The following is a 22,183-nucleotide window of genomic DNA, read 5'->3' on the forward strand; positions in this document are numbered from 1 at the left end:
CGCAGTGCCCCCCAAGGAACCTCCGCGGCGCCGCGTGCCGGGTCCCGCCCGGCGGCCCGCGCCCCCCTCGGGACGTCCGTACCGGCGCCCGCCCTCCCGCCCGGCCTCCCGGCCCGCGCCGCGCGTGATCCGGCTCGGCAGTCCGCGCCCGCGGCTGCGCCTGGTGAGCCTCGGGCTCACCCTCGTGATGATCGCGTTCGTGGTGCGGCTGCTCCAGGTGCAGGCCGTCGACGCCGAGGCGCTGGCCGCCAAGGCGGACAAGAACCGCTACGACAGCGTGACCCTCGCCGCCGAACGCGGCGGGATCACCGACCGGTCCGGCGTCGCCCTCGCCATCTCCGTCGACGCCCACGACATCACCGCCGACCCGAAGATGTTCACGCCCGAGGAGAGCAAGGCCCCCGACGCGCCGGAGCAGGCCGCCGCCCTGCTGGCGCCGATCCTCGGCACCGACGCCGCCGGCATCACCGCCAAGCTGAAGAAGCCCGGCTCCCGGTACGCCGTCCTCGCCCGGCGCCAGACGCCCCAGGTGTGGAAGCAGATCAAGGACCTCAAGAGCGTGTACGCCGAGAAGGCGGCGGCCGACCGGCGCGCGGGCGGCACGGGCGCCAACGTGCTGGCCGGCGTCTTCCAGGAGCCCAGCAGCAAGCGGGTCTACCCCAACGGCACGCTGGCCGCCGGGATACTGGGCTACGTCAACGCCGAGGGCCGGGGCGGCGGCGGCATCGAGTCGCTGCTCGACACGACGCTGGCCGGTCAGGACGGCACCGTCACCTACGTCCAGTCCGGCGGCCGGCGCATCCCGACCGCCGGGTCCAAGGAGACGCCCGCCGTCCCCGGGTCGGACGTCGAACTGACCATCGACCGGGACATCCAGTGGGCCGCCCAGAAGGCCATCGAGGACCAGGTGGCCACGTCCCGGGCCGACCGCGGCTACGTGATCGTGCAGAACACCCGCACCGGCGAGGTCCTCGCCATGGCCAACTCGCCCGGCTTCGACCCCAACGACCTCGGCCAGGCCGACGCCACCGCCATGGGCAACGCGGCGCTCCAGGACGCCTACGAGCCCGGCTCCACCGCCAAGGTCATGTCGATGGCCGCGGTGCTGGAGGAGAAGAAGGCCACCCCCGGCACCCATGTCGTCGTCCCCAACCGGCTGCACCGCGGCGACCGGCTCTTCAAGGACGACATCGACCACCCCACCTGGTACCTCACGCTCAACGGCGTCCTCGCCAAGTCCAGCAACATCGGCACCATCCTCGCCACCGGGCAGCTCGGGAAGACCCAGCAGGAGGCCAACCGGGTACTCCACTCCTACCTGCGCAAGTTCGGACTGGGCAGCACCAGCGGGCTCGGCTACCCCGGCGAGACCGCCGGCATCCTGGCCCCGCCGGCGGACTGGTCGACCTCGCAGCAGTACACGATCCCCTTCGGCCAGGGCCTGTCCATCAACGCCATGCAGGCCGCCTCCGTCTACTCCACCATCGCCAACGGCGGCGTCCGCGTCGAGCCCACCCTGGTGCGCGGCACCAAGGGCCCCGACGGCCGTTTCACCGCCGCGCCCGCGCCCGAGAAGACCCGGGTGGTCAGCGAGAAGACCGCCGACACGCTGGCGACCATGCTCGAATCCGTCGTCGACGACCGGGAGGGCACCGGCACCAAGGCGCGCATCCCCGGCTACCGCGTCGCCGGCAAGACCGGCACGGCCAACCGGGTGGACCCCGAACTCGGCCGCTACAAGGGCTACACGGCGTCGTTCGCCGGGTTCGCCCCCGCCGACGACCCGGAGATCACCGTCTACTGCGCCATCCAGAACCCCACCAAGGGCAGCTACTTCGGCGGCCAGATCTGCGGACCCGTGTACCAGAAGGTCATGGAGTTCGCGCTGAAGACCCTGCAGATCGCGCCGACCGGCAAGGCACCCGCCCGGCTGCCCGTGACCTTCGACCCCGGCGAGTGACCGGAGGAACCACCAGTGACAACGATCACCCCTGATCCCGGGAACCGCCCCGGGCCCCGCACCTCCTTTTCCCCCGGGCCGCCCGCGCCCGGTACGCTCACCGCCGTGCCACACGCTGATCAGCCCTCACCGCCCCAGCCCGCAGCCGACCGCCCGGGAGCACCCCGCCCGGACCGGCCCCGCCCCACGGACCTCGGGGAGCTGGCGGCCCGGCTGGACGTGCCGGCCCCGGCCGGGGCCCCCGTCACGGGCATCACCCACGACTCCCGGGCGGTACGGCCCGGCGACGTGTACGCGGCCCTGCCCGGCGCCCGCTTCCACGGCGCCGACTTCGCGGCCCAGGCCGCCGACCTCGGCGCCGCCGCGATCCTCACCGACCCGTCCGGCTCCGAACGCGCCGCCGCCACGGGCCTGCCCGTGCTCGTCGTCGACGACCCGCGCGGCCGGATGGGCGAACTCGCCGCCGAGATCTACGGCCGGCCGGGCGCCGATCTGCTCCAGATCGGCATCACCGGCACCTCGGGCAAGACCACCACGGCCTATCTGGTCGAGGGCGGTCTGCGCGCCGCGGGCCGGGCCACCGGTCTGATCGGCACCGTCGAGATGCGGGTCGGCGACGACCGGATCAAGTCGGAGCGCACCACGCCCGAGGCCACCGACCTCCAGGCGCTGTTCGCCGTGATGCGCGAGCGGGGCGTCGACTCCGTCGCGATGGAGGTCTCCAGCCACGCACTGGTGCTCGGCCGGGTCGACGGCTGCGTCTTCGACGTCGCCGTCTTCAACAACCTCAGCCCGGAGCACATGGAGTTCCACTCCGGCATGGAGGACTACTTCCAGGCCAAGGCGCAGCTCTTCACCCCGCAGCGCAGCCGCGAGGGCGTCGTCAACCTCGACGACGAGTACGGCCGCCGGCTGGTCGGGGAGGCGACCGTACCGGTCACCACCTTCTCCGCCGAGGGCCACCCGGACGCCGACTGGCGTGCCGAGGGGGTCGAAGTCACCGCCATCGGCTCGACGTTCACCGTCGTCGGCCCCAAGGGCGAGCGGCTGCGCGCCGCGGCGCCCCTGCCCGGCCCGTTCAACGTCGCCAACACCCTCGCCGCGATCGCCACCCTCGCCGTGGCCGGGATCGACCCGCAGACCGCCGCCGACGGCGTCGCCGCCGTCCCCGGCGTACCGGGCCGCCTGGAGCGGGTGGACGCCGGACAGCCCTATCTGGCCGTCGTCGACTACGCGCACAAGACGGACGCCGTCGAATCGGTCCTGCGCTCCCTGCGCAAGGTGACCGAGGGCAGGCTGCACATCGTCCTCGGCTGCGGCGGGGACCGGGACGTCACCAAACGCCGGCCGATGGGCGCCGCCGCCGCGCGCCTGGCCGACACCGCCGTCCTGACCTCCGACAACCCCCGCTCCGAGGACCCGCTCGCGATCCTCGCCACCATGCTCGCGGGCGCCGCCGAGGTGCCCGCGTACGAGCGCGGCGACGTCCTGGTCTTCGAGGAGCGCGCCGCCGCCATCGCCGCGGCCGTCGCCCGCGCCGGGGCCGGGGACACCGTCCTCGTCGCCGGCAAGGGCCACGAGCAGGGACAGGACATCGCCGGAGTGGTCCGCCCGTTCGACGACCGCCAGGTGCTGCGCGCGGCGATCGAGGACTCCGCCGCGCACCGGGACGCGTCGCCGGACCGCCCCGCCGGAAACGAGAACAGTCAGGGATGACCCAGTGATCGCCCTCTCACTCGCCGAGATCGCCGAAATCGTCGGCGGGAAGACGCACGACATACCGGATCCGGCCATTCTCGTCACCGGTTCCGTCGTCATCGACTCCCGTGCCGTCGAGCCCGGAAGCCTCTTCGCCGCCTTCAGCGGCGAGAAGGCGGACGGCCACGACTTCGCCGAACGCGCCGTCGCACAGGGCGCGGTCGCCGTGCTGGCCGCCCGCCCCGTCCCCGCGCCCGCGATCGTCGTCGACGACGTCCAGGCCGCGCTCGGCCGCCTCGCGCGGGCCGTGGTGGAGCGCCTGGGCACCCAGGTCGTCGCGCTGACCGGCTCGGCGGGCAAGACCAGCACCAAGGACCTCGTGGCCCAGGTGCTGCGGCGCAAGGCGCCGACCGTCTTCACCCCGGGCTCGCTCAACAACGAGATCGGGCTGCCGCTCACCGCCCTCACCGCCACGGCCGAGACCGAGCATCTCGTGCTGGAGATGGGGGCGCGCGGAATCGGCCACATCCGGTACCTCACCGGACTGACCCCGCCGCGGATCGGCCTGGTCCTCAACGTGGGCACCGCGCACATCGGCGAGTTCGGCGGACGCGAGCAGATCGCCGTCGCCAAGGGCGAACTGGTCGAGTCCCTGCCCCCGGCCGAGGAGGGCGGCATCGCCGTGCTCAACGCCGACGATCCGCTCGTGCGCGCCATGTCCACCCGTACCCGGGCCCGGGTCGTCCTCTTCGGAGAGGCCGCCGACGCCGCCGTACGTGCCGAGAATGTCCGGCTCACGGAGCACGGACAGCCCTCCTTCACGCTCCACACACCCACCGGGTGCAGTGACGTGACCATGCGGCTGTACGGTGAGCACCACGTGTCGAACGCGCTCGCCGCGGCCGCCGTCGCCCATGAGCTGGGCATGCCCGTGGACGAGATCGCCAGCGCGCTCTCGGAGGCGGGCTCCCTCTCCCGCTGGCGTATGGAGGTCACCGAGCGTCCGGACGGCGTGACGATCGTCAACGACGCCTACAACGCGAACCCCGAGTCCATGCGCGCCGCGCTGCGTGCGCTGGCCGCCATGGGCGAGGCAGCACGGGCCAAGGGGGGCCGTACGTGGGCGGTGCTCGGCATGATGGCCGAGCTCGGGGACGAGGCGCTCGCCGAGCACGACGCGGTCGGACGGCTCGCCGTCCGGCTCAATGTCGGCAAGCTCGTCGCGGTCGGGGGCAGGGAAGCGTCCTGGTTGCAACTGGGCGCATACAACGAGGGTTCGTGGGGTGAGGAGTCGGTGCACGTGTCCGACGCGCAGGCGGCGGTCGACCTGTTGCGCAGTGAGCTGCGCCCGGGTGACGTCGTGCTGGTGAAGGCGTCCAGGTCGGTGGGCCTGGAGAAGGTCGCCGAGGCGCTGCTCGAGGGTGAGGGTGCCGTCCGATGAGGCAGATCCTGTTCGCGGGAGCCATCGGTCTGTTCCTGACCCTGATCGGGACCCCGCTGCTGATCAAGCTGCTGGCCCGCAAGGGATACGGCCAGTTCATCCGCGACGACGGCCCGCGTACGCACGGCAGCAAGAAGGGGACGCCCACCATGGGCGGCATCTCCTTCATCCTCGCCACGCTCATCGCGTACGCCCTCGCCAAGGTGATCACGGGTGAGGACCCGACGTTCTCGGGCGTCCTGGTCCTCTTCCTGATGGCCGGCATGGGCCTCGTCGGCTTCCTCGACGACTACATCAAGATCGTCAAGCAGCGGTCGCTCGGCCTGCGGGCCAAGGCGAAGATGGCGGGACAGCTCATCGTCGGCATCGCCTTCGCGGTGCTGTCCCTCCAGTTCGCCGACAAGCGCGGCAACACCCCGGCCTCCACCAAGCTGTCGTTCATCACGGACTTCGGCTGGTCCATCGGCCCGGTGCTGTTCGTCATCTGGGCGCTGTTCATGATTCTCGCCATGTCCAACGGCGTGAACCTGACGGACGGCCTCGACGGTCTCGCCACCGGCGCCTCGGTGATGGTCTTCGGCGCCTACACCTTCATCGGGCTGTGGCAGTTCCAGGAGTCCTGCGCCAACGCGATGACCCTGACCAATCCCAACGCCTGTTTCGAGGTGAGGGATCCACTCGACCTCGCGGTCGTCGCCTCCGCCCTGATGGGCGCCTGCTTCGGCTTCCTGTGGTGGAACACCTCGCCCGCCAAGATCTTCATGGGCGACACCGGTTCGCTGGCGCTCGGCGGCGCGCTCGCGGGTCTCGCGATCTGCTCGCGCACCGAGTTCCTGCTCGCGCTGCTCGGCGGACTGTTCGTCCTCATCACCATGTCCGTGGTGATCCAGGTCGGTTCCTTCCGGATGACCGGCAAGCGTGTCTTCAGGATGGCGCCGCTCCAGCACCACTTCGAACTCAAGGGGTGGTCCGAAGTCCTTGTGGTGGTCCGCTTCTGGATCATCCAGGGCATGTGCGTCATCGTGGGTCTGGGCCTCTTCTACGCGGGATGGGCAGCCGACAAGTGAGCGACTGGCAGGGCAGGAAGATCACCGTCGCCGGCCTCGGCGTGAGCGGCGTCAGCGCCGCGCGCGCCCTGGCCGGGCTCGGCGCGCGGGTGACCGTCGTCGACGGCGGCGACGGGGACGCGCACCGGGCCCGTGCGGCCGAACTGGCCCCTCTGGGCATCGCGGTGCGCCTCGGCGACGCCGAGACGCTGCCCGAGGGCACGGACCTGGTGGTCACCTCGCCCGGCTGGAAACCCTCCAGCCCGCTGTTCGCCGCCGCCGCGGCCGCCGGTGTGGACGTCGTCGGCGATGTCGAGATCGCCTGGCGGCTGCGCGGCCCGGACGCGCCGCCCTGGCTCGCGGTCACCGGCACCAACGGCAAGACCACCACGACCCGGATGCTCGCCTCGATCCTGACGGCGGCGGGCCTGCGGACGGCGGCCATCGGCAACATCGGCACGCCGATCGTCGACGTCGTCACCGGGGACGAGCCGTACGACGTCCTCGCGGTCGAACTCTCCAGCTACCAGCTCCACTGGGCACCGTCCCTGCGGGCCCACTCCGCGGCCGTGCTCAACCTCGCCCCGGACCACCTCGACTGGCACGGCTCCATGGAGGCGTACGCCGCCGACAAGGGCCGCGTCTACGAGGGCAACACCGTCGCCTGCGTCTACAACGCGGCCGACAAGGCCACCGAGGACCTGGTGCGCGAGGCGGACGTGGAGGAGGGCTGCCGGGCGATCGGCTTCACCCTCGGCACGCCCGGCCCCTCCCAACTCGGCGTCGTCGACGGGATCCTGGTCGACCGCGCCTTCACGCCCGACCGGCACAAGCAGGCGCAGGAGCTCGCCGAGGTCGGCGACGTCGACCCGCCGGCGCCGCACAACATCGCCAACGCCCTGGCGGCCGCCGCGCTGGCCCGCGCCTTCGGCGTCCCGCCCGCCGCGGTCCGCGACGGGCTGCGCGCCTTCCGGCCCGACGCCCACCGGATCGAACACGTCGCGGACGTCGCCGGGGTGGCGTGGATCGACGACTCCAAGGCCACCAACACCCACGCCGCGCAGGCGTCGCTGGCCGCCTACGACCCGATCGTCTGGATCGCGGGCGGACTCGCCAAGGGGGCCGCGTTCGACGAGCTCGTCGCGGCGTCCGCGGGGCGGCTGCGGGGCGCGGTGCTCATCGGCGCGGACCGCGAGCTGATCCGCGAGGCCCTCGCGCGACACGCCCCCGAGGTCCCGGTGGTCGACCTCGACCGGACCGACACTGGGGCGATGTCCGCGGCGGTCGCCGAGGCGGCGGCCCTCGCCCGGCCGGGCGACACGGTCCTGCTGGCCCCGGCCTGCGCCTCGATGGACATGTTCACCGACTACAACAAGCGGGGCGAGGCGTTCGCGGAAGCGGTCCGCGCACTCGCCGCCGAGCGCGGCTGACAGCCACCGGGTCCGGCTGGCGCCGGGCACGACTGGAGGGGACAGCACCGATGCCGCCCACCCCCCCCCCCCCCACCCCCCCCCCCCCCCCCCCCCCCGCGCGCCCCCCCCCCCCCCCCCGCGGCCGCGGCGCGCCTCGCGGGGGCCGCACGGCGCCCCGGCGGGGTCTTGACGGGCCTGCGCGCCCCCGTAGCGGCGGGCGCACCCGCGTACGCCGGTGCGGGCCTGGCGCTGCGCAGCGGCGCCGGAGCGCGGGACGTCGCGCGTCCCAGCGCGCCGCGGGGCGGCGCGGGGGCGTCACCGGGCGGCGGGCCGGGCGGCCCCGGAGGCCCGCGGCGGCTGTTCGAGCAGGCGCGGCGCGCCTGGGACCGGCCGCTGACCGCGTACTACCTCATCCTCGGCAGCAGCCTGCTGATCACCGTGCTGGGCCTCGTCATGGTCTACTCCGCGTCGATGATCCAGGCGCTGGAGTACTCGCTGCCCGCCGCCTACTTCTTCCGCAAGCAGTTCCTCGCCGCCGCGATCGGCGCCGTGCTGCTCCTCCTGGCCTCCCGGATGCCCGTGCGGCTGCACCGCGCCCTGTCGTACCCGCTGCTCATGGGCGCGGTGTTCCTGATGGCGCTCGTGCAGGTGCCCGGGATAGGGCACGCGGTGAACGGCAACCAGAACTGGCTCTACCTCGGCGGCCCGTTCCAGCTCCAGCCCAGTGAGTTCGGCAAGCTCGCGCTGATCCTCTGGGGCGCCGACCTGCTCGCCCGCAAGCAGGACAGGCGGCTGCTGACGCAGTGGAAGCACCTGCTGGTGCCGCTGGTCCCGGTGGCCTTCCTGCTCCTCGGCCTGATCATGCTCGGCGGGGACATGGGCACGGCGATCATCCTCACCGCGATCCTCTTCGGCCTGCTGTGGCTGGCCGGCGCGCCCACCCGGCTGTTCGCCGGGGTGCTGGGCATCGCCGTCGCGGTCGGTCTGCTGCTGATCAGGACCAGCGAGAACCGGATGTCCCGGCTGGAGTGCATCGGCGCGACCGACCTCGGACCCCAGGGCGAGTGCTGGCAGGCCGTGCACGGCATCTATGCTCTGGCCTCTGGCGGATGGTTCGGTTCCGGTCTCGGTGCGAGTGTGGAAAAATGGGGCCAACTGCCCGAACCGCACACCGATTTCATCTTCGCCGTCACCGGTGAGGAACTGGGCCTGGCGGGCACACTGTCGGTGCTCGCCCTGTTCGCGGCTCTAGGCTATGCGGGTATCCGCGTTGCCGGACGCACGGAGGACCCCTTCGTGAGGTACGCAGCCGGAGGCGTGACCACCTGGATCACGGCGCAGGCCGTGGTCAACATCGGTGCGGTGCTAGGCCTGCTGCCGATCGCCGGAGTCCCGCTTCCGCTGTTCTCCTACGGCGGGTCGGCCCTGCTGCCGACGATGTTCGCCGTGGGGCTGCTGATCGCGTTCGCGCGGCAGGACCCCGCCGCGAAGGCGGCCCTGGCCGCGCGGAGGCCCGGGGTGAGATGGAAGTCGATGAGACGGCGCGTGAAGAAGCGTCCGTCCGGAGAGCGGTGAATTTCGGTGCATGTCGTACTCGCCGGTGGGGGGACCGCCGGCCACATCGAGCCCGCGCTCGCCCTCGCGGACGCCCTGCGCAGGCAGGACCCGACCGTGGGCATCACGGCCCTGGGCACGGAGCGCGGACTGGAGACCAGGCTCGTACCCGAGCGCGGTTACGAGCTGGCGCTCATCCCCGCGGTCCCGCTGCCCCGCAAGCCCACCCCCGAGCTGATCACCGTCCCGGGGCGGCTGCGCGGCACCATCAAGGCGGCCGAGCAGATCCTGGAGCGCACCAAGGCGGACTGCGTCGTCGGCTTCGGCGGCTACGTCGCCCTGCCGGGCTACCTGGCGGCCAAGCGCCTCGGCGTGCCGATCGTCGTCCACGAGGCCAACGCCCGCCCCGGCCTCGCCAACAAGATCGGCTCCCGCTACGCGGCCGGCGTGGCCGTCGCCACGCCCGACAGCAAGCTGCGCAACTCCCGCTACATCGGCATCCCGTTGCGCCACTCGATCGCGACCCTCGACCGCGCCCGGATGCGCCCCGAGGCCCGTGCGGCGTTCGGCCTGGACCCCAACCTGCCGACCCTGCTGGTGTCCGGCGGCTCGCAGGGCGCCCGCCGGCTCAACGAGGTCGTCCAGCAGATCGCGCCGGTCCTCCAGCGCTCCGGCATCCAGATCCTCCACGCGGTCGGCCCGAAGAACGAGGTGCCGCGCGTGGACAACATGCCCGGGATGCCGCCCTATGTGCCGGTACCGTACGTGGACCGGATGGACCTCGCGTACGCCGCGGCCGACATGATGCTCTGCCGCGCGGGCGCGATGACCGTCGCCGAACTCTCCGCCGTCGGACTGCCCGCCGCCTACGTCCCGCTGCCGATCGGCAACGGCGAACAGCGGCTCAACGCCCAGCCGGTGGTCAAGGCGGGCGGCGGCCTGCTGGTGGACGACGCCGAGCTGACCCCCGAGTGGGTCCACGGCAACGTCCTTCCCGTGCTGGCCGATCCGCACCGGTTGTACGAGATGTCGCGCGCGGCCGCGGAGTTCGGCCGCCGGGACGCCGACGACCTCCTCGTCGGCATGGTGTACGAGGCGATTGCGGCACGCCGCCAGGCGTGAGAAGGCAGGGAGCGTGGCCGGACCGACCACCGCCGAGCGCGGTGCTGACACCCCTCCCGACGGGTCGACCGGACCCGCCGGGCCGTCCGGCCCGTCCGGCCAGGACCCCGCCGTCCGGCGGCGGCTGCTCGTCCGGCGCGCGCTGATCGGGCTCGCCGCCGCCGCGCTCCTCGCCGCCGGCCTCCTGTGGGTCCTCTACGGCTCCTCGTGGCTGCGCACCGAGGAGGTGCGGGCGACGGGCACCGGGGTGCTCACCGCCCGCCAGGTCGAGGAGGTGGCGGCGGTCCCGGTCGGCGAGCCGATGGTCTCCGTCGACACCGACGCCGTCGAGGCACGGCTGCTCGCCGGGCTGCCGCGCATCGCCTCCGTCGAGGCCGTCCGGTCCTGGCCGGGCACCATCGAGCTGAAGGTCACCGAGCGCGTCCCGGTCCTGCTGCTGGAGAAGGGCGCCCGGTTCGCCGAAGTCGACGCGGAGGGTGTGCAGTTCGCCACGGTGGACAAGGCGCCCCGGGGCGTCCCCCTGGTGCGCCTCGACCTCGCCGGATCGCCCGGCGCCGCACGGTTCACGGCCGGCCGGCTGCTCGCCGAGGCGGTGACCGTGCGGGGCGATCTGCCCGCCCGGGTCGTCCGCGAGACGACCGCGCTGGAAGTGCGGTCCTACGACGACATCTCGCTGCGGCTGACGGGGGACCGGCGGGTGCTGTGGGGGAGTTCCGAGCACGGCGCGGCGAAGGCTCGCACACTCGGAGCGCTGATGAAAGCGTCTCCCGGTGCGCGTCAGTTCGATGTGAGCGCCCCCACCGCCCCTGCCGTGGCGGGGAGTTGACGCGCATCTGCCCAGGCCAGCACCCTGGTTGGGCATCGCGAGGCGTGATCACATAGGGTGAAAAGAAAAACGGGAGGTTCGGCGTGTTCGTTGAACGGGCGCCTCGTGTCGACTTAGTGTCCTGTTCGGAAGAGTCCAGGGAACAGACACACTGATAACCCTAAACTTCACCGTTAGGGTTCGGGTCGGCAGCCGGGCTGGTCGGGCCGTCCCCATTCGACATCAGTCGTCGCACCGCGGTCCCGCGAGGCGTCGACACGTAACTCGAGGCGAGAGGCCTTCGACGTGGCAGCACCGCAGAACTACCTCGCAGTCATCAAGGTCATCGGTGTCGGCGGCGGTGGTGTCAATGCCATCAACCGAATGATCGAGGTCGGTCTCAAAGGCGTCGAGTTCATCGCGATCAACACGGACGCGCAAGCGCTGTTGATGAGCGACGCCGACGTCAAGCTCGACGTCGGCCGCGAACTCACCCGGGGCCTCGGCGCCGGCGCCAACCCGGCCGTCGGCCGCAAGGCGGCAGAGGACCACCGCGAGGAGATCGAGGAGGTCCTCAAGGGGGCCGACATGGTCTTCGTCACCGCGGGCGAAGGCGGCGGCACCGGTACCGGCGGCGCCCCCGTGGTCGCCAACATCGCCCGGTCGCTCGGCGCACTGACCATCGGCGTCGTCACCCGCCCCTTCACCTTCGAGGGCCGCCGGCGCGCCAACCAGGCGGAGGACGGCATCGCCGAGCTCCGCGAAGAGGTCGACACCCTCATCGTGATCCCCAACGACCGCCTGCTGTCCATCTCGGACCGCCAGGTGAGCGTCCTGGACGCGTTCAAGTCCGCGGACCAGGTGCTGCTGTCGGGTGTCCAGGGCATCACCGACCTCATCACCACCCCCGGCCTGATCAACCTCGACTTCGCCGACGTCAAGTCCGTGATGTCCGAGGCCGGGTCGGCCCTGATGGGCATCGGCTCCGCCCGCGGCGACGACCGCGCGGTGGCCGCGGCGGAGATGGCCATCTCCTCCCCGCTGCTGGAGGCGTCCATCGACGGCGCCCGCGGCGTGCTGCTCTCCATCTCCGGCGGAAGCGACCTCGGTCTCTTCGAGATCAACGAGGCCGCCCAGCTCGTCAGCGAGGCCGCCCACCCCGAGGCCAACATCATCTTCGGCGCCGTCATCGACGACGCGCTCGGCGACGAGGTCCGGGTCACCGTCATCGCGGCCGGCTTCGACGGCGGCCAGCCGCCGACCCGCCGGGAGAACGTCATCGGCTCGGCCTCGGCCAAGCGCGAGGAGCAGGCCCCGCCGCAGCGCCCCGAGCCGGTGCGCCCGGCGAGCGGTCTGGGCACCGTGCCGGTGCGCGAGGAGCCCCCGGCGCCCGAGCCCGCCCCCGTCGCAGGCGACGCGGTCTCCTCGGCCCCGCCCCAGGTCCCCTCGGCCCGCCCGTACGACACCCAGGCCGAAGAGCTGGATGTCCCCGACTTCCTGAAGTGACCGTGGAGCACGACGCGATACACGCGAGCGGCGCCCACTTCGCCTTCACCGACAGGTGGGGCGGGGTGAGCGCCGTTCCGTACGAGGAGCTCAACCTCGGCGGCGCGGTCGGCGACGACCCGGACGCCGTGCGGACCAACCGTGCCGTCGCGGCACGGGCCCTGGGCCTCGACCCGGAGCTGGTCGTCTGGATGAACCAGGTGCACGGCAGGGACGTCGCCGTGGTCGACGGCCCGTGGGGGGACGCGCCCGTCCCCTCCGTCGACGGTGTCGTCACCGCCCGGCGGGGACTGGCGCTCGCGGTGCTGACCGCGGACTGCGCCCCCGTCCTGCTGGCCGACCCGGTGGCGGGCGTCGCCGCCGCGGCCCACGCGGGACGGCCCGGCACCGTCGCCGGCATCGTGCCGGCCACGGTCCGGGCGATGACCGGTCTCGGTGCCGAACCGGAACGCATCATCGCCCGCACCGGCCCGGCCGTTTGCGGTCGCTGCTACGAAGTTCCCGAGCAGATGCGGGCGGATGTCGCCGAAGCGGAACCGGCCGCATGGTCCGAGACGAGCTGGGGCACCCCGGCCGTCGACGTGACCGCGGCGGTGCACGCCCAGCTCGCCGCGCTCGGCGTCACCGACCGCCGCGCGTCCGGGATCTGCACCCTGGAATCGCGCGACCACTACTCGTACCGCCGTGACCGGACCACCGGGCGGCTCGCCGGATACGTCTGGCTCGAAGGCCGGGAAGAGTCATGACGGACCGCAGCACCGAACTCGCCGCCAACCTGGCCCGGGTGGAGGAGCGGATCGCCGCCGCCTGCGCCGCCGCAGGCCGCGACCGCGGCGAGGTGACCCTGATCGTGGTCACCAAGACCTACCCGGCGTCCGATGTGAGGATCCTGCACGGACTCGGGGTGCGGCACATGGCGGAGAACCGCGACCAGGACGCGGCGCCGAAGGCGACGGCCTGCGCGGATCTGGACATCCACTGGCATTTCGTCGGTCAGCTCCAGACCAACAAAGTCCGTTCCGTGGCGGGTTACGCCGATGTCGTGCAGTCCGTCGACCGCCCGAAGCTCGTCTCCGCCCTCTCGGCCGCCGCGGTCCGGGCGGAACGCGAGATCGACTGCCTGGTCCAGGTCGCGCTCGACGCCGAGTCGGGGCAGCAGGGCGAGCGCGGGGGCGTCGCGCCGGACCGCATCGAGGAGTTGGCCGGCGCGGTGGCCGCCGCGCCGGGGCTGCGGCTCGGCGGACTGATGACCGTCGCGCCGCTCGCCGGCCCCTTCGCGGGGCGGCAACAGGCGGCGTTCGAGCAGCTGATGGAATTCTCATCCGGCCTGCGCGCGACCCATCCGGCTGCGAACATGGTGTCAGCAGGGATGAGTGCGGACCTCGAGCAGGCCGTGGCAGCCGGAGCGACACATGTGCGCGTCGGTACCGCGGTACTCGGAGTCCGACCGAGGCTCCGGTAACGTCGCGAAGCAAGTCGGACCACAGTAGAAAATATGGTCATTCCCGTCGAAAGCGGGGCGGGCCGCGTGGATACGGGCACTTGGTGACGAATGCCGATCCACCACAGAGCGGAGGACTCAGAGAATGGCCGGCGCTATGCGCAAGATGGCGGTCTACCTCGGCCTCGTGGAGGACGATGGGTACGACGGCCGGGGCTTCGACCCCGATGACGACTTCGAACCCGAGCCCGAGCCGGAGCGCGACCACCGGCGGCACGCACCCCCGCACCAGATCGAGCGGGAGGAGCCGGTCCGCGTGGCCGCCCCGCCCGCACCGCGCGAGCCCATCGCCCTGCCGGTCGAGAGCCCGCGCCCGGCGCGCATCGCCCCCGTGGCATCCATCACACCTGAACGTCCGAGCCTGGAGAAGAACGCACCGGTGATCATGCCCAAGGCCGTGTCCGAGCGGGAGCCCTACCGCATCACCACGCTGCACCCCCGGACCTACAACGAGGCCCGTACCATCGGGGAACACTTCCGTGAGGGCACCCCGGTGATCATGAACCTCACGGAGATGGACGACACCGACGCGAAGCGACTTGTCGACTTTGCCGCGGGACTCGTCTTCGGCCTGCATGGCAGCATTGAACGAGTGACGCAGAAGGTGTTCCTGTTGTCGCCTGCTAACGTCGATGTCACGGCTGAGGACAAGGCCCGCATCGCAGAGGGCGGATTCTTCAACCAGAGCTGAGGAAAGACTCCGGGAACGACCCGGCCGCACGGCCGGCAACACGAAAGACCAGGGGAGAGGGAAGCGCGGGATGGGCGTCGCACTACAAGTGATCTACATCGCGCTGATGTGCTTCCTGGTCGTGTTGATCTTCCGGCTGGTCATGGACTACGTCTTCCAGTTCGCACGTTCATGGCAACCCGGCAAGGCGATGGTGGTCGTTCTGGAGGCCACCTACACTGTCACCGATCCACCGCTCAAGCTTCTTCGGCGGTTCATCCCGCCGTTGCGTCTCGGGGGCGTGGCACTCGACCTGTCCTTCTTCGTTCTGATGATCATCGTCTACATCCTGATCTCCGTCGTCCGCGGCGTGGGGAGCTCGATGTGAGCGATACGGTCCTGCCGACTGCCGACGACTACGTAGAGGTGAAGAAGAGATGCCGCTGACCCCCGAGGACGTGCGGAACAAGCAGTTCACGACCGTCCGCCTCCGAGAAGGCTATGACGAGGACGAGGTCGATGCCTTCCTCGACGAGGTCGAAGCCGAACTGACCCGCCTGCTCCGCGAGAACGAGGACCTGCGGGCCAAGCTGGCCGCCGCGACCCGTGCGGCCGCGCAGAACCAGCAGCAGCAGGGCATGCGCAAACCGCCGGAGCCGCAGGACGGCCGCGGTCCCGGCGCTCCCGTGCCCGCCGCCATATCCGGACCTCCGGTTCAGCAGCAGCCCCCGCAGATGGGTCCGCCCCAGCTGCCCGGTGGTGCTCCCCAGCTGCCGGCCGGTCCGAGCCACGGCGGCCCGCAGGGCCCCGGCGGCCCCATGGGCCCCGGTCCGATGCAGGGCGGCCCCATGGGCGGTCCGATGGGTGGCCCCATGGGTCACGGCGGCCCCCAGGGTCCCGGCCCGATGGGCCAGGGTCCGATGGGTCAGGGTCCGATGGGGCAGGGCCCGATGGGTCAGGGCCCCGGCGGCGACAGTGCCGCACGTGTGCTCTCGCTGGCCCAGCAGACCGCCGACCAGGCGATCGCCGAGGCCCGCTCCGAGGCCAACAAGATCGTCGGCGAGGCGCGTTCGCGCGCCGAGGGCCTGGAGCGCGACGCCCGCGCCAAGGCCGACGCCCTGGAGCGGGACGCCCAGGAGAAGCACCGCGTCGCGATGGGCTCCCTGGAGTCCGCGCGCGCGACGCTGGAGCGCAAGGTCGAGGACCTGCGCGGCTTCGAGCGCGAGTACCGCACCCGTCTGAAGTCGTACCTGGAGTCGCAGCTCCGCCAGCTGGAGACCCAGGCCGACGACTCGCTGGCCCCGCCGCGCGCCCCCGCGGCGGCGTCGCTCCCGCCGTCCCCGGCGCCCTCCATGGCACCGGCCGGCGCGAGCGCCCCGTCCTACGGCGGCAACCAGACGATGGGCGGCCACGGCCCCTCGCCGTCCGGCCCCTCGTACGGCGGCCAGCAGCAGATGTCCCCGGCGATGACCCAGCCGATGGCACCGGTGCGGCCGCAGGCGCCGCAGCCGATGCAGCAGGCGCCGTCGCCGATGCGGGGCTTTCTGATCGACGAGGACGACAACTGACGCCGCGCGCGTGACTGGTCGGCAGACCACAGGGCCGGGCCCGGAAGCACACCAGTGCTCCGGGCCCGGCCCTTTTGCGCGTCCCCCGGGGAGCCGCGCGGCGGGCGATCTTTGTGCCTGGGCGCGTGGGTGACCTTGCGGTCTCGTGGGTGGGTCGGTGGCCTCTCGGCCTGGGAGGCGGGTGGGTCGGTGGCCTCTCGGCCTGATAGGCGGGTGGGCCGGCGACTTCTCGGCCTCGCCGGCGTTTGAGGCGCGGGGGTGTGGGGGCGGAGCCCCTGCCGGGGGGTGTGGGGTTTTCGGGGTGCCTGGCCCCGGGTGGTGGGGTACGTCGCTGCGCGCCGTGTCCTCAATCGCCGGACGGGTTGGAGTGGCCGGCGCCGTGGTCCGGTGGCCGGTCGGGCTGGGGTGGCCGGCGGCGTCGTCCGGTGGCCGGTCGGGCTGGGGTGGCCAGGGACGGGCGAGGGCCCGGCAGCGGAGGCTGCCGGGCCCTCGGGACGCCGGGGGCGTCAGGCCTTGTGGAGGCGGAAGGTCAGGGAGAGGCTCTCGTCCGTGAAGCCGGGGCCGAAGGCCCCGTCCCCCTCGCCCTCGGCGAAGTCCGTCGCCAGCACCTCGTCCGCGATCAGCGACGCGTGGTCGGCCAGGGCCGAGGCGACCTCCGGGTCCGAGGAGGACCAGCGCAGCGCGATCCGGTCCGCCACGTCCAGGCCGCTGTTCTTGCGGGCCTCCTGGATCAGGCGGATCGCGTCACGCGCCAGACCCGCGCGCCGCAGCTCCGGCGTGATCTCCAGGTCGAGGGCGACCGTCGCGCCCGAGTCCGAGGCGACGGACCAGCCCTCGCGCGGGGTCTCGGTGATGATGACCTCCTCCGGGGAGAGGGTGATCGTCTCGCCGCCGACCTCCAGCGTCGCCTCGCCCGAGCGCAGCGCCAGGGAGAGCGCGGCGGCGTCCGCGGCCGCGACGGCCTTCGCCACGTCCTGGACGCCCTTGCCGAAACGCTTGCCCAGCGCGCGGAAGTTGGCCTTCGCCGTGGTGTCGACCAGCGAGCCCCCGACCTCGGAGAGCGACGCGAGCGAGGAGACGTTCAGCTCCTCGGTGATCTGCGCGTGCAGCTCGGGCGAGAGGGTCTCGAAGCCGGAGACGGCCACCAGGGCGCGTGACAGCGGCTGGCGGGTCTTGACGCCGGACTCCGCCCGCGTCGCCCGTCCCAGCTCCACCAGGCGCCTCACGAGCACCATCTGCTGCGACAGCGCCGGGTCGATCGCGTCCAGGTCGGCGACCGGCCACGAGGACAGGTGCACCGACTCGGGGGCGTCCGGGGTGACCGGGACGACCAGGTCCTGCCACACCCGCTCGGTGATGAACGGCGTGAGCGGGGCCATCAGCCGCGTCACGGTCTCCACGACGTCGTGGAGGGTGCGCAGCGCCGCCTTGTCGCCCTGCCAGAAGCGGCGGCGGGAGCGGCGCACGTACCAGTTGGACAGGTCGTCGACGAACGCCGAGAGCAGCTTCCCGGCGCGCTGGGTGTCGTACGCCTCCAGCGCCGAGGTCACCTGGTCCACCAGCGCGTGCAGTTCGCTCAGCAGCCAGCGGTCGAGGACCGTCCGGTCGGCGGGCGCCGGGTCGGCCGCCGAGGGCGCCCAGCCGGACGTGCGGGCGTACAGGGCCTGGAAGGCGACGGTGTTCCAGTACGTCAGCAGGGTCTTGCGCACGACCTCCTGGATCGTGCCGTGGCCCACGCGCCGGGCCGCCCACGGGGAGCCGCCGGCCGCCATGAACCAGCGGACCGCGTCGGCGCCGTGCTGGTCCATCAGCGGGATGGGCTGGAGGATGTTGCCCAGGTGCTTGGACATCTTGCGGCCGTCCTCGGCCAGGATGTGCCCGAGGCAGACCACGTTCTCGTACGAGGACTTGTCGAAGACCAGCGTGCCGACGGCCATCAGCGTGTAGAACCAGCCGCGGGTCTGGTCGATGGCCTCCGAGATGAACTGCGCCGGGTAGCGCTTCTCGAAGACGTCCTTGTTCTTGTACGGGTAGCCCCACTGCGCGAAGGGCATCGAACCGGAGTCGTACCAGGCGTCGATGACCTCGGGGACGCGCGTCGCGGTGGCGGAGCACTGCGGGCAGGCGAAGGTGACGTCGTCGATGTACGGGCGGTGCGGGTCGAGGCCCGACTGGTCGGCGCCGGTCAGCTCCGACAGCTCGGCGAGCGAGCCGACGCAGGTGAGGTGGTCGTCCTCGCAGCGCCAGATCGGCAGCGGCGTGCCCCAGTAGCGGTTCCGGGAGAGCGCCCAGTCGATGTTGTTGTTCAGCCAGTCCCCGTACCGGCCCTGCTTCACCGAGTCGGGGAACCAGTTGGTCGCCTCGTTCTCCGCGAGCAGGCGGTCCTTGACGGCGGTGGTGCGGATGTACCAGGACGGCTGTGCGTAGTAGAGCAGCGCCGTGTGGCAGCGCCAGCAGTGCGGGTAGCTGTGCTCGTACGGGATGTGCTTGAACAGCAGCCCGCGCGCCTGGAGATCGGCGGTCAGCGCTTCGTCGGCCTTCTTGAAGAAGACGCCGCCGACCAGCGGCACGTCCTCCTCGAAGGTGCCGTCGGGGCGGACCGGGTTGACGACCGGCAGCCCGTAGGCGCGGCAGACCTTGAGGTCCTCCTCACCGAACGCGGGGGACTGGTGGACCAGACCCGTGCCGTCCTCGGTGGTGACGTACTCGGCGTTGACCACGTAGTGCGCCTCGGCGGCCGGGAACTCCACCAGCTCGAAGGGCCGCTGGTACGTCCAGCGCTCCATCTCGGCGCCGGTGAACGACTGCCCGGTCGCCTCCCAGCCCTCGCCGAGCGCCTTCTCCAGCAGCGGCTCGGCGACGACCAGCCGCTCGGAGTCCTCGTCGCCGGTGCGGCGCGCCACCACGTAGGTGACCTCGGGGTGGGCGGCGACCGCCGTGTTGGACACCAGCGTCCACGGGGTGGTCGTCCACACCACCAGGGCCGCCTCGCCGGCCAGCGGGCCGGAGGTCAGCGGGAAGCGCACGTAGACCGACGGGTCCACGACCGTCTCGTAGCCCTGCGCCAGCTCGTGGTCGGACAGGCCGGTGCCGCAGCGCGGGCACCAGGGGGCGACCCGGTGGTCCTGCACGAGCAGGCCCTTGTCGAAGATCTGCTTCAGCGACCACCACACGGACTGGATGTAGTCCGGGTCCATCGTCCGGTAGGGGTCGTCCATGTCGGTCCAGTAGCCCATGCGCGTCGTCAGCTCGGCGAACGCGTCCGTGTGCCGGGTCACCGACTCGCGGCACCTGGCGTTGAACTCGGCGATGCCGTACGCCTCGATGTCCTTCTTGCCGGAGAAGCCGAGCTCCTTCTCGACGGCGAGCTCGACCGGCAGGCCGTGGCAGTCCCAGCCGGCCTTGCGGGCGACGTGGTAGCCGCGCATGGTGCGGAAGCGCGGGAAGACGTCCTTGAAGACGCGGGCCTCGATGTGGTGCGCGCCGGGCATGCCGTTGGCCGTGGGCGGACCTTCGTAGAAGACCCATTCGGGGCGTCCCTCGGACTGCTCCAGGGTCTTGGCGAAGATCTTGCCCTCGCGCCAGAAGTCGAGCACGGCGTGCTCGAGCGCGGGCAGGTCTACCTGGGCGGGTACCTGGCGGTACTGCGGCGGCGTCATCGGTCTCCTCCGGCGGACATCTCGCTTGTTCCGTCGGAGGGACGAGAGCCGAACGCTGCGCTCCCGCGGTACCACCCTCCTTGGCCCCGGGCCCGCAGGCCCCGGACCCCCTCATTGGGGTCGCGATGCCGGTTCTACTCGCCTGGGCGGCTTTCTTCCGGCGGCTCCGGGGTGATGCTTCGCCTCGCGCTCGCCCCCGGGCTCTCACCGTCCCCGGGTCGCTCATGGCTGCGTACGACGCTACTGGTCCCCATCCATGCCTTTCGCTGCGCCCAGTGTAAGGGCCCGGCGCCCTCGTCGCGGACCGCATTTCCGGGCACGGCGGGGGCGTGGGGAGGGCCGCCGGCGGGGGCGGCGGCGTTGACCCGAATGCCGCCCGGGGGGCGCGGGGGCGCGCCGCGCTCCCCGGCGGCGGATTACGGGGCGGGGAGCTGGGCACAACGGATGCAGACCCGGCATCCCGCAGCCGTGACCGGGCCCCACCGGCGGCGTGCCCCGTTGCCGCCGGGCTGGTGTCGATTTATCGTCCCAGCACGATTCGCGAGCAAGATCACAAAATGTGAAGGGGCCGCGGCCATGGTGGCGAAGAAGACCGCCGACACACCGGCGCACTCCCGTTCCGCCGCCGGTCCCGCGCCGGCCGGGGAGGGCGCGGGGAGGACCGCGAAGAAGGCTGCCGCGAAGAAGGCGGCGGCGAAGAGGACCGCCGCCGGGAAGACGGCGGCGGCCCCGGCGAAGAAGGCGGCGAAGAAGGCGGCGAAGGCCGCCGAGAAGGCTGTGAAGAAGCCCGCGAAGAAGGCGCCGGCGAAGACCGCGGCGGCGGGGGCCGCGAAGAAGGCGGCGCCGGGCAGGACCGCGGCGAAGAAGAGTCCGCCCACGACCGCGGTGGCCTCCGCCCCGGCGGCCACCGAGCAGGCCGCCGAGGCGGCCGCGAAGCAGACAGGAGCCAGGACGGTGGGAACCAAGAAGACCGCGGCCAGGAGTGCCGCAGGTGTGCCCACGGCCCGCGCGGCGGCCGCCACGGCGCCCGGTGAGCTGGCGGTCCGTCCGGGGGAGGACCCCTGGACCGCCGCCGAGGTGGACGAGGCGCGCACGGACCTGGAGAGCGAGGCGGTCCGGCTCACCGCCGAGATCACCTCGTCGGAGAGCGCGCTGGCCGGGCTGATGCGGGACTCCGGCGACGGCGCGGGCGACGACGAGGCGGACACCGGCACCAAGAACATCACCCGCGAGCACGAGATGGCCCTCGCCGCGAACGCCCGCGAGATGCTGGAGCAGACCGAGCGGGCGCTGGAACGGCTGGACGCCGGCACCTACGGACTCTGCGAGAGCTGCGGAAACCCGATCGGCAAGGCCCGGATGCAGGCGTTCCCCCGCGCGACGCTGTGCGTGGAGTGCAAGCAGAAGCAGGAACGCCGGGGCTGATGCCGCACTGGTGTGCCGTACCCTCGTGCGCAGGGACCCTGTCCGGCCGGTGATCCGCCGGACCGTGACGCCCGCACGACACCTCGCCGCGCCACCGGCGCGCCCCGGCGGCCCTGCCGCCCGGGACGCCGGGGCGCGGTGCGGCACGTCGTCGGCGCCTCACGGGGCCCGGACCGCGCGGGCCCGTCCCGGCAGCGGCCCGGTCCGCCGGACGGCCCGCTGTCAGGCACCTAGGTTGAGGGACTCACGTGGCAGAGGCGGAGCGCATCATCGGTACGCCGGATGGTGACGACGAGACGGCGGAGCCGGCCGAGCAGCCCAAGGGCAGGCGCAGGATCCTCGCGCTGTTCACGGTGGCGGTGGTGGCCTATCTGCTCGACCTGATCAGCAAGATCATCGTGGTCGAGAAGCTGGAGCACCACGCGCCGATCGAGATCATCGGCGATCTGCTCAGGTTCGAGGCGGTCCGCAACCCGGGCGCCGCGTTCGGCATGGGCGAGGCCTTCACGATCATCTTCACCTTCATCGCCGCGTCCGTGATCGTCGTGATCATCCGGCTCGCCCGCAAGCTCTACAGCCTGCCCTGGGCGATCGCGCTCGGTCTGCTGCTCGGCGGGGCGCTCGGCAACCTCACGGACCGCATCTTCCGCTCGCCCGGCGTCTTCGAGGGCGCCGTGGTCGACTTCATCGCGCCGGCCCACTTCGCGGTCTTCAACCTCGCCGACTCGGCGATCGTCTGCGGCGGCATCCTCATCGTGCTGCTGTCGTTCAAGGGCCTGGACCCCGACGGGACGGTCCACAAGGACTGACAAGGCA

Annotated in this window: 17 protein-coding genes; 16 read left to right on the top strand and 1 reads right to left on the bottom strand. The window is 72.3% G+C overall.

What is annotated here, in order from left to right; translation table 11 throughout:
• Positions 1 to 4 precede the first annotated feature (4 nt).
• The 14 genes from JE024_RS25860 (at position 5) to JE024_RS25925 (ending at position 16,283) form a co-directional block, all read left to right on the top strand.
• Positions 5 to 1,960 (top strand): peptidoglycan D,D-transpeptidase FtsI family protein, encoded by a 1,956-nt coding sequence (locus JE024_RS25860; RefSeq protein ID WP_205375882.1) that lies wholly within the window; start codon positions 5 to 7, stop codon positions 1,958 to 1,960.
• A gap of 15 nt (positions 1,961 to 1,975) precedes the next feature.
• On the top strand, positions 1,976 to 3,676 hold the full coding sequence (locus JE024_RS25865) for a UDP-N-acetylmuramoyl-L-alanyl-D-glutamate--2,6-diaminopimelate ligase (RefSeq protein ID WP_205375883.1): 1,701 nt from the start codon (positions 1,976 to 1,978) through the stop codon (positions 3,674 to 3,676).
• Between the two features lie 4 nt (positions 3,677 to 3,680).
• Positions 3,681 to 5,099, top strand: a complete 1,419-nt coding sequence (locus tag JE024_RS25870; RefSeq protein ID WP_205375884.1) for a UDP-N-acetylmuramoyl-tripeptide--D-alanyl-D-alanine ligase — start codon at positions 3,681 to 3,683, stop codon at positions 5,097 to 5,099.
• Entirely contained in the window at positions 5,096 to 6,166 is a 1,071-nt protein-coding gene (gene mraY / locus JE024_RS25875; RefSeq protein ID WP_205375885.1) for a phospho-N-acetylmuramoyl-pentapeptide-transferase, read from the top strand. The genes JE024_RS25870 and mraY overlap by 4 nt, the downstream gene beginning before the upstream one ends.
• Entirely contained in the window at positions 6,148 to 7,575 is a 1,428-nt protein-coding gene (murD, locus tag JE024_RS25880) for a UDP-N-acetylmuramoyl-L-alanine--D-glutamate ligase (RefSeq protein ID WP_205375886.1), read from the top strand. The genes mraY and murD overlap by 19 nt, the downstream gene beginning before the upstream one ends.
• Positions 7,576 to 7,800: 225 nt before the next feature.
• On the top strand, positions 7,801 to 9,132 hold the full coding sequence (gene ftsW, locus JE024_RS25885; protein WP_244883223.1) for a putative lipid II flippase FtsW: 1,332 nt from the start codon (positions 7,801 to 7,803) through the stop codon (positions 9,130 to 9,132).
• A gap of 6 nt (positions 9,133 to 9,138) precedes the next feature.
• On the top strand, positions 9,139 to 10,233 hold the full coding sequence (gene murG, locus JE024_RS25890) for an undecaprenyldiphospho-muramoylpentapeptide beta-N-acetylglucosaminyltransferase (protein WP_205375888.1): 1,095 nt from the start codon (positions 9,139 to 9,141) through the stop codon (positions 10,231 to 10,233).
• Between the two features lie 13 nt (positions 10,234 to 10,246).
• Complete coding sequence (locus tag JE024_RS25895; RefSeq protein WP_205375889.1) at positions 10,247 to 11,059, top strand: cell division protein FtsQ/DivIB; 813 nt, start codon at positions 10,247 to 10,249, stop codon at positions 11,057 to 11,059.
• A gap of 285 nt (positions 11,060 to 11,344) precedes the next feature.
• Positions 11,345 to 12,544 (top strand): cell division protein FtsZ, encoded by a 1,200-nt coding sequence (ftsZ, locus tag JE024_RS25900; RefSeq protein ID WP_205375890.1) that lies wholly within the window; start codon positions 11,345 to 11,347, stop codon positions 12,542 to 12,544.
• Positions 12,541 to 13,290: a peptidoglycan editing factor PgeF gene (gene pgeF, locus JE024_RS25905; RefSeq protein WP_205375891.1), complete on the top strand. Its 750-nt coding sequence runs from the start codon at positions 12,541 to 12,543 to the stop codon at positions 13,288 to 13,290. Before ftsZ ends, pgeF begins: the two co-directional genes overlap by 4 nt.
• Complete coding sequence (locus JE024_RS25910; protein ID WP_205375892.1) at positions 13,287 to 14,006, top strand: YggS family pyridoxal phosphate-dependent enzyme; 720 nt, start codon at positions 13,287 to 13,289, stop codon at positions 14,004 to 14,006. Before pgeF ends, JE024_RS25910 begins: the two co-directional genes overlap by 4 nt.
• A 124-nt stretch (positions 14,007 to 14,130) precedes the next feature.
• Positions 14,131 to 14,736, top strand: a complete 606-nt coding sequence (locus JE024_RS25915) for a cell division protein SepF (protein ID WP_147990296.1) — start codon at positions 14,131 to 14,133, stop codon at positions 14,734 to 14,736.
• A gap of 70 nt (positions 14,737 to 14,806) precedes the next feature.
• Complete coding sequence (locus JE024_RS25920) at positions 14,807 to 15,103, top strand: YggT family protein (protein ID WP_018848748.1); 297 nt, start codon at positions 14,807 to 14,809, stop codon at positions 15,101 to 15,103.
• A gap of 49 nt (positions 15,104 to 15,152) precedes the next feature.
• Positions 15,153 to 16,283 (top strand): DivIVA domain-containing protein, encoded by a 1,131-nt coding sequence (locus JE024_RS25925; protein WP_205375893.1) that lies wholly within the window; start codon positions 15,153 to 15,155, stop codon positions 16,281 to 16,283.
• Between the two features lie 506 nt (positions 16,284 to 16,789).
• Here JE024_RS25925 and ileS read toward each other — a convergent pair.
• Complete coding sequence (ileS, locus tag JE024_RS25930) at positions 16,790 to 19,942, bottom strand: isoleucine--tRNA ligase (protein ID WP_205375894.1); 3,153 nt, start codon at positions 19,940 to 19,942, stop codon at positions 16,790 to 16,792.
• Positions 19,943 to 20,518: 576 nt separating this feature from the next.
• Here ileS and JE024_RS25935 point away from each other — a divergent pair.
• Complete coding sequence (locus JE024_RS25935) at positions 20,519 to 21,367, top strand: TraR/DksA family transcriptional regulator (protein ID WP_205375895.1); 849 nt, start codon at positions 20,519 to 20,521, stop codon at positions 21,365 to 21,367.
• A gap of 248 nt (positions 21,368 to 21,615) precedes the next feature.
• The gene (gene lspA, locus JE024_RS25940) at positions 21,616 to 22,176 is read left to right on the top strand and encodes a signal peptidase II (RefSeq protein ID WP_205375896.1); all 561 of its coding nucleotides are present in this window, start codon (positions 21,616 to 21,618) and stop codon (positions 22,174 to 22,176) included.
• Positions 22,177 to 22,183 lie beyond the last annotated feature (7 nt).

It is taken from the genome of Streptomyces zhihengii, assembly GCF_016919245.1.
GTDB lineage: Bacteria > Actinomycetota > Actinomycetes > Streptomycetales > Streptomycetaceae > Streptomyces > Streptomyces zhihengii.